The 14,044-nt window shown below is 62.1% G+C and carries 12 protein-coding genes and 2 pseudogenes; 11 read left to right on the top strand and 3 right to left on the bottom strand.

The annotated features are described in order from the left end of the window. Window positions 1-345 precede the first annotated feature (345 nt). A complete protein-coding gene (locus tag ACFQAU_RS02600; protein ID WP_132446937.1) occupies window positions 346-609 on the bottom strand; it encodes a hypothetical protein in 264 nt (87 codons plus the stop codon). 1,062 nt (window positions 610-1,671) lie between these two features. On the opposite strand from ACFQAU_RS02600, the gene ACFQAU_RS02605 reads away from it, so the two are divergent. From ACFQAU_RS02605 to ACFQAU_RS02655, 11 genes and pseudogenes are all read left to right on the top strand, one after another. Then, the gene (locus ACFQAU_RS02605; RefSeq protein ID WP_165935629.1) at window positions 1,672-1,878 is read left to right on the top strand and encodes a hypothetical protein; all 207 of its coding nucleotides are present in this window, start codon (window positions 1,672-1,674) and stop codon (window positions 1,876-1,878) included. 999 nt (window positions 1,879-2,877) lie between these two features. Continuing rightward, window positions 2,878-3,237, top strand: coding sequence for an AraC family ligand binding domain-containing protein (locus ACFQAU_RS02610; RefSeq protein WP_386283770.1), 360 nt, complete (start codon window positions 2,878-2,880; stop codon window positions 3,235-3,237). Next, window positions 3,122-3,673, top strand: coding sequence for a helix-turn-helix domain-containing protein (locus ACFQAU_RS02615; protein ID WP_386280324.1), 552 nt, complete (start codon window positions 3,122-3,124; stop codon window positions 3,671-3,673). The genes ACFQAU_RS02610 and ACFQAU_RS02615 overlap by 116 nt, the downstream gene beginning before the upstream one ends. A gap of 114 nt (window positions 3,674-3,787) precedes the next feature. Beyond that, window positions 3,788-4,678 (top strand): xanthine dehydrogenase family protein molybdopterin-binding subunit, encoded by an 891-nt coding sequence (locus ACFQAU_RS02620; RefSeq protein WP_386280327.1) that lies wholly within the window; start codon window positions 3,788-3,790, stop codon window positions 4,676-4,678. Continuing rightward, window positions 4,563-5,489: pseudogene (locus ACFQAU_RS02625) on the top strand (xanthine dehydrogenase family protein molybdopterin-binding subunit); the annotation flags it as partial. The gene ACFQAU_RS02620 and the pseudogene ACFQAU_RS02625, both read left to right, overlap by 116 nt. 110 nt (window positions 5,490-5,599) lie before the next feature. Then, the gene (locus ACFQAU_RS02630) at window positions 5,600-6,766 is read left to right on the top strand and encodes a molybdopterin cofactor-binding domain-containing protein (protein WP_386283774.1); all 1,167 of its coding nucleotides are present in this window, start codon (window positions 5,600-5,602) and stop codon (window positions 6,764-6,766) included. Beyond that, window positions 6,763-7,590: an FAD binding domain-containing protein gene (locus ACFQAU_RS02635; protein ID WP_132446931.1), complete on the top strand. Its 828-nt coding sequence runs from the start codon at window positions 6,763-6,765 to the stop codon at window positions 7,588-7,590. Before ACFQAU_RS02630 ends, ACFQAU_RS02635 begins: the two co-directional genes overlap by 4 nt. After that, a complete protein-coding gene (locus tag ACFQAU_RS02640) occupies window positions 7,578-8,084 on the top strand; it encodes a (2Fe-2S)-binding protein (RefSeq protein WP_132446929.1) in 507 nt (168 codons plus the stop codon). The genes ACFQAU_RS02635 and ACFQAU_RS02640 overlap by 13 nt, the downstream gene beginning before the upstream one ends. Next, window positions 8,077-9,606 (top strand): AMP-binding protein, encoded by a 1,530-nt coding sequence (locus ACFQAU_RS02645; protein ID WP_132446927.1) that lies wholly within the window; start codon window positions 8,077-8,079, stop codon window positions 9,604-9,606. Before ACFQAU_RS02640 ends, ACFQAU_RS02645 begins: the two co-directional genes overlap by 8 nt. A gap of 161 nt (window positions 9,607-9,767) precedes the next feature. After that, window positions 9,768-10,447: pseudogene (locus tag ACFQAU_RS02650) on the top strand (enoyl-CoA hydratase/isomerase family protein). A gap of 37 nt (window positions 10,448-10,484) precedes the next feature. Further along, the gene (locus ACFQAU_RS02655; protein WP_132446923.1) at window positions 10,485-11,744 is read left to right on the top strand and encodes a benzoate/H(+) symporter BenE family transporter; all 1,260 of its coding nucleotides are present in this window, start codon (window positions 10,485-10,487) and stop codon (window positions 11,742-11,744) included. A 685-nt stretch (window positions 11,745-12,429) separates the two neighbouring features. Here the strand turns inward: ACFQAU_RS02655 and ACFQAU_RS02660 are convergent. Both ACFQAU_RS02660 and ACFQAU_RS02665 read right to left on the bottom strand, forming a co-directional pair. Next, window positions 12,430-13,680 carry a type II toxin-antitoxin system HipA family toxin gene (locus ACFQAU_RS02660; protein WP_386280333.1) on the bottom strand — a complete coding sequence of 417 codons (1,251 nt, stop codon included), beginning with the start codon at window positions 13,678-13,680 and terminating at the stop codon, window positions 12,430-12,432. Continuing rightward, window positions 13,680-14,018 (bottom strand): helix-turn-helix domain-containing protein, encoded by a 339-nt coding sequence (locus tag ACFQAU_RS02665; RefSeq protein WP_386280336.1) that lies wholly within the window; start codon window positions 14,016-14,018, stop codon window positions 13,680-13,682. Before ACFQAU_RS02665 ends, ACFQAU_RS02660 begins: the two co-directional genes overlap by 1 nt. Window positions 14,019-14,044: the final 26 nt, after the last annotated feature.

The raw sequence follows: 14,044 nt of genomic DNA on the forward strand, positions 1-14,044 counted from the left end.
GGTCATTTACTCCGGCTATCCTCCTCAAGAAGATGGTAGGGCGCATTCGCTATGAACTGGCGCAGGCGCTCCGGATCGTGCGGCCGGTCTCGGCCGCTAACACGAGCCAAGTAGGCCATCCAGGCGATCGTCACGCCAGCCAGAACGACCGACGCGATTGACACTATAAAATCAAAAGTTGCCATCTCCCCTCCTCTGCTCCGTCGTCCATCTTACAATGAACAAGACATGCATAGCACAGGTTCAGTCACAGAGCATGCCGACCCGCGTTCTTTTTATTGTGGGCCCTTCGTTTGTGACGAAGCCTCCCGCAACGCCGCCGAAGTATAGGTCGGTGAAAAGAACTTACGCAACCAGTGCTAACGGAAAAGGGCAAAGCGTTTGAAAGTGCTTCGCCACCACCTGCACTTTGTCGTAGGGCAGCTCCAACTCTGACACGAAGGACGTCTGGAGATGCGGGGAGACCTCAGAGAAGAAGGAAAATGCCGGCCCCATCACAAACTGAGCGACTTCAATGTCCGAGATTGCAGCCGCAAGCTGGCAAGCGGACAGATCCGCATCATATGGTGCGTTCACAGTTCCAAGAATCTTGGATGCAACTTGCACCATCCTATATCACCCTTGCCCAGACCGCCTGTTCGGATTCCGATAAACACCTTATATATGCCCGGCACGCTTCAAGCAATGTTGCAGGCCTAATCGCCCAGAGGTTAGCGCAGACGCCTGCGCAACGTAAAGCGCACCAAGCTCATTGTCGCGGCGCCATAGAAGACTCCCTCCGGGCGACGTCATGCGGGTATGATGTGCAGGTTTTCATGATTATTATATACACCGCCAAGCACGGCTATCACATGTGCGCTGCTGGCAAATCAGACGCTGTCGTGATCGGAAGGCTGGGACGCACCAGGCGTCTGAATGGGTCTTGGTGGGCCTATGTAGCGAACCATTCTGCGTCTCTGAGATACCTTGCAAGGCTTTGGTAATCGATAAGGCAGCAAAGGCGCTCAGAGTTTGACGGCGCCTTAAACATTTATCGTAAAGGCTGCAGCTTCCGCAGGACCTGCTTATCTAATTTGCAAATTTCTAAGTATCTGCTTTCCAGTGGTTCATACAGGAACCGGATAATCAGCTCCCTATGCGGTCGCCAAAGACCGGCATATGGGCCCATCATTCGTCTTCTTCATTTAACGGATTGCGCATCACATCACTTGGGCAATAGTGATACGCTCGCTGTCAAATCCCGTGCATGAAGCTCGGATTCAGTATGCCACTGAACTCTTGGAGCTCCTAAACTACGACACCAGGCGGACGCGCACGTGAGACGCCGGTTTTACAGAGGACGACGGCGCAGTGCCCATATTGGCGGCTTGATGACGACGGTGTATCCCGTCTTAGGTGAGCCGTGGAATTTGATAGTAAACTCAAGATGGCCTCTATTCCCGATGAACTGTTTTCAACCGGCATCACCCAAATAGAGGTTCGATGTTGGGAGTGCGGTCATAAGGTGAGCCGCAGGCCCGGTGAGGTGCCTGAGGGCATTACCCAGCATGAATTCGAGCGTCGGTCTGTCTGCAAGTGCGGCACAGGCTGGCCTCAGGTGTCGCGGTTTTCTCGAAAGAAATCGACATCGATGTGATAAGCTTACGTGAGGGAGACAACATGGAACCAAAGATGCCCAGATTTTCATTCCAAGAACGCGCAGCTGAGAAAGCCGCCGCGCGCGAACGCGATGAAGAACTACTTCGCTCTGGTCAGGTTTCACACGCTGATATGGCACGCGCTAACGGCGGTTTCGTCCGAGGGGCGCGTTACAAAGGCCCAGCAAAGCGTATTCAGGCACTCGCTGCGTCCCTGTCGTTAGAGGACGACAGCGCCTGACCTGTGGTGTCATGATGATGAAGAGGAACATGCCGGGCTTAATACGCTCTGTCATGCGCGGCAGGGCGAAATGCCGATCAGGTCGATATCGATAACACCTGAAAGATCACCGGCACGAGGATTGTCAATTCACTACTGCGCCAACTTGGGCCAGCCCTTTTGCATTTCGTGGTGCAACTCGTGGCAGGTCTCGTGGACACGACGCTATGTCTAACCAAGGCTGGAGGTCGGCTTGACGGGACTTTCCTGCCGTTCGCTGCGGCTGCACAGTTTTCGCTGAGGTTGCGAGAACCTTCGAAAGGACGGCGGAGAGCGGAAGTTCGCCGCAAACGCGATCCGGCCCTGCCTGAACATTGAAAGCTGACATTCAGGCGATCCTGAAACTGGGTTTCACTCTGCATTGCCGTATGGCCGCAAGGAGCCCAAATTGTCCGCGTGAGGGGCAGACTTTTTCGCAGGTGCGGCATCAGAAGGACCAGCAAGAACGGCCCGGAGCTGACGTTCGTTGCCAGCGCAGCCAACGACCAGTGCTCAGCCTTCTCTTTCTATTCAATCATTCGGTATTTGACAGTTTCATCTGTGACTACGCTTGTCGATGTAAGGCTCTGCTCCGCTCACACGACTGAGATTTGGAAGAAGCTCAAATTTCCATGCGACTGAAAGGAAATGGCTTCTGTGTCGCCGAAGGGGTTTTGCGCATACCGAAGTGCGTTTGCGCTAAGCGGAGCGATTTCCGCACCAACGAAATAGATTTATTAAGCCGACCAGATTGCGACCACGTTGATCAAGCGGGGTATTCGGCATCCGCGAACGAGTGAAGTTACATACTGAACAAGTGCCTTCGAGGATGGCCTGAAACGTCCAACCGTCATGATACCTGCACCCGAGATACTTGCAGCCGAGCGAGATTGACATGTTCGCGAAAACTGGTAACGATCCCTGATGTCGTCTGCTCTGAGGATCGCTATCGGGACGTTCGGGCGGGTCGCTCTCCTTGATATGGACCGTCCCCTCGTCAAGCATGCCCATGCGCAATGCCACGTGCTGCTGAAGGTCGAGGGTGCCGATACCGAGTTTGACGTTGGCGGGCGGTGCGTGCCGCTAACCGATGAAAGCGCCGTGCTCATCAACGCTTGGGAGCACCACAGCTACGTGCACCGCGCAGGCCAGCCGCCGACGATCATCCTCGCGCTTTACATTGAACCGACTTGGCTGCGTGCGTTTCGCGACAATTGGGAAGCGAGTGCGGGACCGGGTTTTTCCCCGTCCGGGCGGCGCCATCACGCCGCAGATCCGCCGTCAGGTCGGCGAGACCGCCGAGGCGATGGTGCAGGACCCAGGCGGCGCCGCAGCACATGAACGTCTTATCGGGCGGCTAATGGTTTCGATCATCGAGCGGCTGGCGCTTTGGCGCGAGGTGCAGCCGTCGCTTCGGGCGCGGGCCACAGCAATGCGCGCGCCCGACCGGCGGATCGCGCGGGCCCAGGCCTTGATGCGAGCGGACCCGGCTCGCATCCCTTCGATGGAGTGGTTGGCACGCGAAAGTGGCGTGTCCCGCGCGCATTTCTTCCGGTTGTTTGAGGCCGAGACCGGCATTTCTCCGCGTGTCTATCTGAACACCCAGCGAGTGGAGCGCGCGGTGCAGGCAGTCGCAAACGACACCCGCAGCTTCACCGACATCTCTGTCGATTTGGGCTTCTCAGTGCCGGCGCATTTCTCGCGCTTCTTCCATGACCATGCTGGCTCCTCGCCGAGCACCTTCCGCGATGTCTCGGCGCTTCGCGACAGCGTCTGACCCCCGTTTTTGAGACTCCTCGGTAAGGTCCGAGACCTGGCGGGATCGCGGGGCCTGCGAATGCGCGCCTAACGTCCTTTCCAAGGGCTTGCCCATGCCAAGCCGGGAGGAGACATGAAAGATACCGTTACAGAGACACTCGTCGGCCGCTCGGTCGCACGCGTCGAGGATCCGGCACTCCTGTCGGGGCACGGGCGTTACATCGACGATCTGCCGGTGGCACCAGGAACGCTGGCGTTGGCCTTCTTGCGGTCGCCGCACGGACACGCCGACATCCGGTCGATCGACACCGCCGAGGCGGCCCGCGGGCCCGGCGTCGTCGCCGTCATCACCGGGCAGGACGTCGCCGCGCGCACCCGGTCGATGACCGTAGGCGTGAAGGCCGATGTCGAATGCTGGCCGATGGCGGTGGATCGCGTGCGCTATGTCGGCGAACCGCTGGTCATGGTCGTGGCAACCGACCGCTACCTGGCCGAGGATGCCGCAGATCTGGTCGCGGTTGACTATGGCCCGCTCGGCTCAGTGGTCGATCCCGTCGCGGCGCTCTCGGACGATGCGCCGGTGCTTCATCCCAGCCTCGGCGGAAACCTCATTAACGAAAGGCGCTTCCGCTACGGCGATCCCGAAGCGGCGTTCGAGGCTGCCTCGAGCCGGATTGGCATCGACGTTACCTATCCGCGCAGCGCCTGCACCCCCATCGAAACCTACGGCGTGATCGCCAACTACGAGCCGGGCGAGGATGCCTATGACGTCACCGCGAATTTCCAGGGCCCTTTCTCGATCCACGCGGTGGTGGCGCGGTCACTGAACGTGCCGGGCAATCGGCTGCGGCTGCGCACACCCCGATTCCGGTGGCTCGTTCGGGATCAAGCAGGGCGTCTTTCCCTACATGATCCTCGCGGGCATCGCCGCGCGCATCGCGGGCGCGCCAGTCAAGTGGATCGAGGACCGGCTGGAGCATCTGTCTGCCAGCGTTTCTGCGACCAATCGGCAGACCCGGATTGAAGCAGCGGTTGAGGCGGATGGCCGGATCACCGCACTTGATTGGGATCAGATCGAGGATTGCGGTGCCCATCTGCGCGCGCCGGAGCCTGCTACGCTCTACCGGATGCACGGCAACATGACCGGTGCCTACGACATCCAGAATCTGGCGATCCGCAATCGTGTCGTTCTTACGAACAAGACACCAACGGGCCTTAACCGCGGCTTTGGCGGCCCACAAATCTATTTCGCACTGGAGCGACTGATGGATGCCATCGCCCGGGAGCTTGGGTTGGACCGGCTGGAGGTCATCCGCCGCAACCTCATCCCTGCCGGGGCGTTTCCCTACCGCACGGCAAGCGGTGCGCTCTACGACTCGGGCGATTACGCCACGGCGCTGAACCGCGCGGTCGCCGAAGGCGGTCTCGCCGAGCTTTACGCCCGCCGAGAAAAGGCCCGCGCCGAAGGCCGACGCTATGGCATCGGCTTTGCCTGCGTTGTTGAGCCTTCGGTATCGAATATGGGCTACATCACCACCGTGCTGACCCCTGAAGAGCGTGCCAAGGCGGGGCCCAAGAACGGCGCGCAGGCAACCGCAACCATCGCAATCGACCCGCTCGGCTCGGTTACGGTCAAGGTCGCCTCGGTCCCGCAGGGTCAAGGCCACCGGACCGTCCTGGCGCAAGTCGTGGCCGACAAGTTCGCCCTGCCGATGGAGGCGGTGCGCGTTCTGGCTGATGTGGACACGATGCGCGATGCCTGGTCCATCGCCTCGGGCAACTACGCCTCGCGCTTTGCCCCGGCGGTCGCTGGTGCGACCGAGATCGCAGCAACGCGGCTGCGCGAAAAGCTGGCCAAGGTCGCGGCTACGCAGCTGAACATTGCGCTCGAGGACGTGTCCTTCGAGGGGGCCGCATACGCGCCAAGGGCAATCCCGACAACAGTCTGTCCTTCGCGCGGGTTGCCGCCACGGCGCATTGGTCGCCGGGCACCCTGCCGGACTGCGTGGATCAGACCTTGCGCGAGACGGTCTATTGGAGTCCGCCCGAACTGGAGGCCCCGACAGCCGAGGACGGGATCAATTCCTCGCTCTGTCACGGGTTCATCTTCGATTTCTGCGGGGTCGAGATCGACCCCGAGACCGCCGAGCCCAAGATCGACCGCTACGTGACCATGCACGATTGTGGGCGGATCTTGCATCCCGCGATGGTCGACGGACAGGTGCGTGGCGGCTTTGCCCAGGCGGTGGGCGCGGCGTTCCTTGAGGAATATGCCTACGGTGCGGACGGATCATTCCAGTCCGGCACGCTGGCCGATTACCTCTTGCCCACGGTGATTGAGGTGCCCGAACCGGTCATCCTGCATCACGAGACGCCGTCGCCCTTCACGCCGCTCGGGGCCAAGGGCGTGGGCGAAGGCAATTGCATGTCGACGCCCGTCTGCATCGCCAATGCCGTGGCCGACGCGCTGGCCCCCGAAGGCGATTCACCTGATATCGTCCTGCCGGTGACCGCGGCCAAGCTTGCGCCGCATATCTTCGGCGACGAGCCCGCCCCGAAAGACCCGGTGCCCGAGACCAAGGCCGAGGCCACGACGGGTGGGCGCAAGCTCACGGGGAATGGCCGCGCCGTGGTGCAGGCCAGCCGCGCCGATGTCTGGCAGATGCTGCTCGATCCAGCGACGCTCGATGCGATCATACCCGGCTCGCACGGCGTGCAGAAGGTTGGCGAGACACGCTTCAAGGCGGATGTGACGCTGGGCGTCGGGCCGGTCCGGGGCCGCTACAAGGCCGATATTGAATTGTCGGACCTCGACCCGCCCAACGCCGTGACGCTGTCCGGCCAAGCTGTCGGTGCGCTTGGCACCGGTGGCGGACATGGCCGCATCACACTGACCGACACCGACGACGGCACCGAGATCGCCTACCGCTACGAGGCTGAGATCGGCGGCAAGGTTGCCTCGGTTGGCGGGCGGCTTCTGGACGGCGCGGCCAAGGTCGTGATCGGCGAGTTCTTCCGCGCGCTGGCCCGCTATTGCGGCGGCGCGGGCCCCGGCCCTTTGGCGCGGCTGATGGGCCTTTTCCACCGCATAACGAAAGGAGGCCAGTCATGAAGCCCGCCCCATTCGATTATTTCGCCGCCACGGAGATGGGCGAAGCGCTGGAAGCATTGTATCAAGGTGGCACCGAGGCCCGGGTCATCGCGGGCGGCCAGTCGCTGATGCCGATGCTGAACATGCGCCTCGCGCGCCCTGCCACACTCGTTGATATCACTCGCATCCCGGAGCTGTCACGGATCGAGGCCAAGGGCGATAACGTCACCATCGGGGCCGCCGTGCGCCAGAGCACGCTTGAACGCTGGCCAGATCTGGCGGACCGCGTGCCGCTGGTGCGCGCCGCGCTGCCATGGGTCGGACACACGCAACTGCGCAATCGCGGCACGGTTTGCGGCTCTGTCGCCCATGCCGATCCCAGCGCCGAGCTGCCGCTTTGCCTAATTGCCCTCGGCGGCACCGTGACCCTGCGCCGCCGTCGCAAGACACGAGCCGTCGCGGCGCGCGATTTCTTCCAGGGCATGATGTCCACTGACCTCGCCCCCGGCGAGATGATCACCTCGGTCACTTTCCCGGCCCACAAAACAGGCACCGGATACGCGTTCCGCGAAGTGGCCCGCCGCCATGGTGATTTCGCCATCGTCGCCTGCGCCGCCATCGCCCGACCCGACGGCACCGCCACGCTGATCGTGGGCGGCGTCGCCGACACGCCCCGCACGCTCGATCTGCCCGCAGACGCGCAGGGTCTCGATGAGCGGCTGAACGAGTTCGCCTGGCATCTGCAGGCCCGCGACGACCTGCACGCGACCGCCCGCTACCGCCGCGATCTGGTCCGGCAACTCGGCCGCGCAACCTTGAAGGAGGCACTATTATGCCGCGACTGACCCAAGACGAAACGCACCCGGTGCGCTTCACCCTGAACGGACGTCCCGTTTCGGCGCGTGTGTCGCCACGCACATTGCTGACGGATGTCCTGCGCCACGAGATCGGCGCGACCGGCACTCATGTGGGCTGCGAACACGGCGTCTGCGGTGCGTGCACGGTCCAGATCGACGGGGAGCCCGCGCGCGCCTGCCTGATGCTCGCCCAACAGGCCCAGGGCTGCGAGGTCCGCACGGTGGAGGGGCTTGCGAAAGACGATGCGCTGAGCTCCCTGCAAGAAGCCTTTCGCGAACATTTTGCGCTGCAATGTGGCTTCTGCACCGCGGGCATCCTGATGACGCTCGACGCGCTGTTTTTGCGCCAACCGGACGCGGATGAAGGGGCGATCCGCGAGGCGCTCTCGGGACATCTGTGCCGCTGCACGGGTTACGCGCCCATCGTTCAGGCGGCGCTTGCCGCCCGCAACCGCATCAAGGGAGGACCAATCGATGCTTGACCTCGGAACCAGCTTTCTCGCGTCCGTGGAACGCGACCCCGACGCGATGGCCATCGCCGAAGGGGAACAGACAATCACTTATGGTGACTGGTATCGCCGGATCAGCGCGTTGGTGGATGGGCTTGGCCAGATCGGCCTGCGGAAGGGCGATACACTCGTCACGGCAATGCAGAACCGGTGGGAGAATGCGTCGCTGCATTGGGCCTGCCAACTTGCCGGGATCGTCATAACGCCCGTGAACTGGCGTGTCACCGCAGATGAGTTGGACCACGCTCTGCGCGACAGCGCGACCCGCGTGCTGGTGCATGATGATGCCGCGTCCGACGCGGTAGCCGGATCGGTGCTGGCGCACGGCCTGACAGTCATACCGCTGGGCGGCGATCAGGGCCTCGCGGCGCTGCTGGCGGGACACGCGCCCGACGCCGTGCCACAAGCGGGGCCCGAGGATCTGTCGGTCATGCTCTATACATCCGGCACGACCTCGAAGCCAAAGGGCGTGCCGCGTCGCCACCGTGCCGAGCGCGCCGCCGCCATCGCCCATGTGGCTCAGAACATGTATCATCACGGCGAGCGAACGCTGGGCGTCATGCCGCTTTATCACACGATGGGCATCCGGTCGCTTCTGTCAGCCAGCGTGATCGGCGGTGCCTTCATCTGCCTGCCGCGCTTTGACGTGCCGGGCGCGCTGGACGCCATCGAGACTCATCGGGTCACCAACCTCTATCTGGTGCCGACGCTCTATCACGACATTGTCCACCACACCGCATTCACGCCGGACCGGGTTGCATGCGTGCGCAAGCTGGGCTTTGCAGGCGCGTCGATGACCGATGGCCTGTTGCAGAAACTCGCGGAGGCTTTTCAGCCCGATCTTTTCGTGAACCATTACGGCTCTTCCGAGATCTACACCTTCTCCATCTGCCAGGACGCTGCGACCAAACCCGGATCGGCGGGCCGCGCGGCGATCAACCAGCGTTTGCGCGTCGTGCCGCTCGGCGCGGCGGATGCCAGCGAGACCTGCGCGCCAGGAGAGGAAGGTGAAATCGTTGCCTGCATGCAGGGCGACGAGGCCTTCGAGGGTTACTGGAACCGCCCCGAGGCGGACCGCAAGGCGATCCGCGACGGCTGGTATTTCACCGGCGACTGCGGCCATTTCGACTACGACGGTGATCTATTCGTCACGGGCCGCGCCGACGACATGATCATCACTGGAGGCGAGAACGTCTCACCCGTCGAGGTGGAAAGCTGCCTGTCGCTGCACCCCGCTGTGGCCGAGGTTGCGGTGGTCGGCCTGCCGGATGCGCGCTGGGGCAAGGTCGTGACTGCCTTCGTCAAGCGCGCCGGCGATGTTACCGAAGACGATCTCGACGCCCATTGTCGCGACTCGGACCTGTCCAATTTCCGCCGTCCGCGCCGCTACGTTTTCGTTCGCGAAATCCCGAAATCCCCGGTCGGAAAGCTCCTCCGCCGTCTGCTCGTCGCAGGCGAATACGAGGCCGAGCCGACCGAGACCACACCCGCATGAATCCAAGGAAAGAAACTGACATGAAAGACGCTAACATGACCGAAACCCTTACCTTCACCGATCCGCGCCTCGCTGAGCTCGACGGCTTCCACGTGCAGCTCAATGTGAGCAATGAACGCGCCGACATCATCCTCGCGCGACCGCCCTACAACGTCATCTCGATGGGCGCACGCGATCAGCTGCGCCTTGTCTTCGAGGCTCTCGATGCCGATGATCGCGTGCGCATCATCGTGATCTCGGGCGAAGGCGAGCATTTCTCGTCAGGCGGCAATATCAAAGGCTTCCTTGAGGCAAGCCCCGAGCATGTCTCGCATCTGGCCTGGAACATTGCCGCGCCTTCGCGCTGCACCAAGCCGGTGATCGCGGCCAATCGTGGCTACACGTTCGGCGTTGGCTTCGAGCTGTCGCTGGCCTGCGATTTCCGATCGTGTCCGAGACCTGTCGCTACGCGCTGCCCGAACAGAAGCTGGGTCAGATCCCCGGCTCGGGCGGTTCTGCCCGGCTGCAGAAAATCGTGGGCGTCACCCGCACTAAAGACATCGTCATGCGATCTAAGCGCATCCCGGGTCAACAAGCACTCGATTGGGGTATCGCCACCGAATGCGTGCCCGACGGCGATCTCGAACAGGCGGTGACCGACCTGGTCACCGAGCTGCGCGAATTTTCACCGATGGCGCAGCGCACCGCGAAGAAGCTGCTGAACGACACCGACGATGCGCTTCTCAGCACCGCGATCGAGATGGAGGGGCTGAACTACAGTCGCCTGCGCCAATCTGAGGATTTCCGCGAGGGCGTCGAGGCTTTCCACGCCAAGCGCAAGCCCGCGTTCACCGGCCGCTGAGACGGCCAAGCAACCACATTTAAGGGAGGAGACCCAAGTGGAACAGACAGGACAATCGAACTGGATCGAGAAGGGTCCGGGCTTCGGCGCTGGCCTATCGGGCCTACGCGAGGCGCTGGGCATCAAGACAGCGAGCGCGGGACTGGTCGCGGCAATCTTCGGATGCTCGGGCCCGGCGCTGATCGTGATCGGGGCGGCCAACAACGGCGGGCTGACCGAGGGACAGACAGTAGCCTGGCTGTTGGCGATCTATGGCCTTGGCGGGCTAATTAGCCTGATCATGGCGCTTTACTACAAGCTGCCGGTGACCGGGGCCTATTCGATCCCGGGCGCAGCGCTGGTCGCGGGCGCGCTTGGCACGTTTCCCTTCGAACAGGCGGTCGGAGCGTTCCTGATGGCGGGCGCGATGGTGTTCGTCCTCGGCATCACCGGGCTCATTGGCAAGGTGATGCGCTGGCTGCCGATGCCCATCGTAATGGCGATGATCGCAGGCGCACTCATCCGTTTCGGTATCGGAGCGGTCACATCGATTGAAAAGCTGCCCATCGTGGTCGGGGCCGCGACCGTCGCCTTCTTTCTGTCGATGCGGTTCCTGCGCGCAGTGCCGCCGGTGCTGACGGCACTGGTCGTCGGCCTCGTGGCCGTGACCCTGACTGGAGGCTTTCAGGGCGGCGAGGCGGCGATCAGCGTTGTCGCACCGGAGTTTACCACGCCCGTGTTCACCGTCGACGCCTTTCTGGCCATTGCCGTGCCGTTGGCCGTGCTGGTCATTGGCGCCGAGAATGCTCAAGCTATCGGGGTCCTCTACGCCGAGGGTTACCGCCCGCCGATCAACGCGATGACCGTTATCTCGGGCATCGGCGGCATGCTGGCGGGACTGATCGGCGGGCATAACGCCAATATCGCAGGGCCCATGACGGCGATCTGTTCGTCCGATCAGGCCGGCGAGAACCCCGAGGGGCGCTATGCGGCCACGGTCCTGAACGGCGTGCTGTTCGCGGCCTTCGGGGTCTTCGCCGGGGTCGCGGTGCCGTTGATCATGGCGCTGCCCGGACCGCTGATCGGGGCCGTGGCCGGTCTGGCGATGATTACCGTCCTTCTCAGCGCGTTCCAGTCCGCCTTCGACCGCAAGGCGGGCCACCAGATCGGTGCCTTTGTCGCGCTGATCGTAGCGATGTCGAACGTGTCGTTCCTCAGCATCAGTGCGCCCTTCTGGGCCCTGGTCGCAGGTGCCGCGGTGTCGATGCTGAACGAACGGGTGGTCATATCCAAGCCTGTGGCCACTCCGGCATCCTGAAGAACGATGCTATCTCGAACGAGCGATCCAAAGGGGGTGCCAGCGCCCCCACAACTGTTTTATTGGTCGCCACCGCGATCCTGTCGAACTGGCGGCAAGGAGATAGATATTTGATTTCGTTCAGTGCGCTGGCGTTCCGATAACATGGTGCGTTAGCTTGTGTCGTCTGGTCGCAGTTCGTTGTCTTCCGCTACCCGAACGCGATGTCGAACCAATTCAGATCGGACGGCTGAGGTTTGTTCACAGCAATAGTCCAAGAGTTGCAAGGGACTTTGCCGTCGCGCATTCGGAGTTCCAAGGCTGGCTTGCAACTCTCCCAGAGCAACTTCATGTCTTTTGCAAGGGCGAGAAACGACCGCTTTCCACTCTCTGTCCCTGACGACTTTCGCATTTGCAGCGCAAATCGAGCACTCGAGCCGAACGGAAGGAAAGTCCGCACACCACCAGTTCGCCTCCGCCTTAATTTCGCGCCCGCAGCGAAGGTCCGAAATGACGCGCCGTGTCGCAGCGGAAGCAGGGCCCGGTCAAAGGCCGCAATGGGCCGCTCTTGGCGGCGCAGCTTATGCCGCAACTGCGAAGAACTCCGCCCCACAAACGGTCAGTTTGGGCTTAAAGCGGACGTAGCGCTTCGAGGCTCAGAAACGCTCAGCTGTGGCGTAGCCGCCGAGAGGTCGACGGCTGTTGATCAAAGGCTAAGAGCCTTCTCCGCCTCGCCGTGTTCAAAGGCGTCTGAGAGAGATTTCAGATCTTCTCCACCAATACCAAATTGCCGCATGAGAGGTCTCCACCGCTTGGCGATGAGTGAGGCCATTTCTCGCGCCCGCTTGCGCGCCTGGTTCTCCGTCAGATCGAAGAACTCCGCAGCGGCCACCGCGAGATCGAGTGACGCCTTAAATGGCCCTCCTTCTATGATCGCCGTCTCGAGATAGCGATGGCCGCCCGCTTGTGGGTTCACATCGAAGAGCGGAGAGAGCCGCCAAAGGCCGTTGTCGGCGTAAATGAATCCGTGGTTCTTCAGGTGATCATCCGTGTTGGTGACAAGGACGTTGAAGGCCATTCGCGCCCAAAGTTCATGCAAATCTGCCCGCGCAGCCTTACTGATCATCCGGATCGCCTCTGCGATCTCTGTATAGGAGCCCTGCTCCGCACCGGATCGATTAAGAGCTGTGCGAGATGAAAAGTAAGGGACGCGCCCGCCCGCCCGCCGATCGAAGCGTCTGATCAGGGCCACTGGATGGCCAGAGCTTTCCAGCATCAACCGAGCGTTTGGCGCGCGCAGGCCGCATTCCCGCGCCAACTGGAGCGTCGCGACCTCAATGCGCTCTACAGGGCTCTGGTCTCCCAGAGACGAGAACTTAGCAATCCAGAGCGCGTCACCATCCTGCACAGTTGCCTTCGGTCGTGCGCCGCCAATCGAGCCGCCGGCGCCTGCGATCAGGCGCAGATCCTCGCGCGACATCTCGCATCGCTGCTCGACCCTGACCGCAATGTCCCGCAGTGCGTCAAGCTGGTTGAGGTTCGACACCGGTGTGCGATGTCCACTAATGATCCCGCCGTCTCCTTCAGTGAACCGGAGTGCACCCTGACGCGTGGCATCATCCAACAGAGTAAGCGTGTCGAATTCGCTGAGATCGGCACCGTGAACGCGCGCCATCAACAGACGCCCCCATGCATCAGGTGTCGCATCCTGAAGGACGGAAGGCAGGCTATCGCGCTGATCGCCTGTGGATGCCTTAAACACATAGGATGGCGTTAATCCGAGCGGTAGGTGAGGTTCGATCGCAAAGGCACGCGCATCGTTAAGCCAGCTTTCGAAATATTGAAATTCGGAATGATGACGGCGCGACCCTTGGGTGAACCGCAGCTTACCAACTGGCAAGAGTGCGCTTCCAAGGCAGACATGGGTGACCTTCTGCTCCGAAGTGCCCAAGGCCATCAGAAGCCTACTCCTTCATCATCGTCGTCGGCCTCATGGCGGCTATCCGGAGCTCGCGCGTCGCCGCGCTTTACATATGATATCCCCCGCTTGGGAATCGCGTCGACTGCGAGGGACAGGCCCACAGCATCCTCTTCTATTCGCAGGATCTCCGCGAGTGCATCGGGCTGCCCGAGCGCCGCAAGCACCCCGGCCAGTTTCCCGATGCCCACGCCAGCGTCGCCTCGCTCCAGACGCTGGATCGTCTTTTCTGACACGCCTGCGCGTTCGGCGAGATCGAGCATGGCAAGACGGCGCGCGAGGCGCGCTTGTTTGATATTGCGGCCAAGGTTTACCAAAGCCCTATGGGCACGGAGATCGACAT

Source organism: Sulfitobacter profundi (genome assembly GCF_042661425.1).
Classification (GTDB): domain Bacteria; phylum Pseudomonadota; class Alphaproteobacteria; order Rhodobacterales; family Rhodobacteraceae; genus Sulfitobacter; species Sulfitobacter profundi.

Excerpts from the sequence above, each read along its gene's own strand:
- ACFQAU_RS02600 (WP_132446937.1), bottom strand. The coding sequence starts at position 609 with ATGGTGCAAGTTGCATCCAAGATTCTTGGAACTGTGAACGCACCATAT.
- ACFQAU_RS02605 (WP_165935629.1), top strand. The coding sequence starts at position 1,672 with ATGCCCAGATTTTCATTCCAAGAACGCGCAGCTGAGAAAGCCGCCGCG.
- ACFQAU_RS02610 (WP_386283770.1), top strand. The coding sequence starts at position 2,878 with ATGGACCGTCCCCTCGTCAAGCATGCCCATGCGCAATGCCACGTGCTG.
- ACFQAU_RS02620 (WP_386280327.1), top strand. The coding sequence starts at position 3,788 with ATGAAAGATACCGTTACAGAGACACTCGTCGGCCGCTCGGTCGCACGC.
- ACFQAU_RS02635 (WP_132446931.1), top strand. The coding sequence starts at position 6,763 with ATGAAGCCCGCCCCATTCGATTATTTCGCCGCCACGGAGATGGGCGAA.
- ACFQAU_RS02640 (WP_132446929.1), top strand. The coding sequence starts at position 7,578 with ATGCCGCGACTGACCCAAGACGAAACGCACCCGGTGCGCTTCACCCTG.
- ACFQAU_RS02645 (WP_132446927.1), top strand. The coding sequence starts at position 8,077 with ATGCTTGACCTCGGAACCAGCTTTCTCGCGTCCGTGGAACGCGACCCC.
- ACFQAU_RS02660 (WP_386280333.1), bottom strand. The coding sequence starts at position 13,680 with ATGGCCTTGGGCACTTCGGAGCAGAAGGTCACCCATGTCTGCCTTGGA.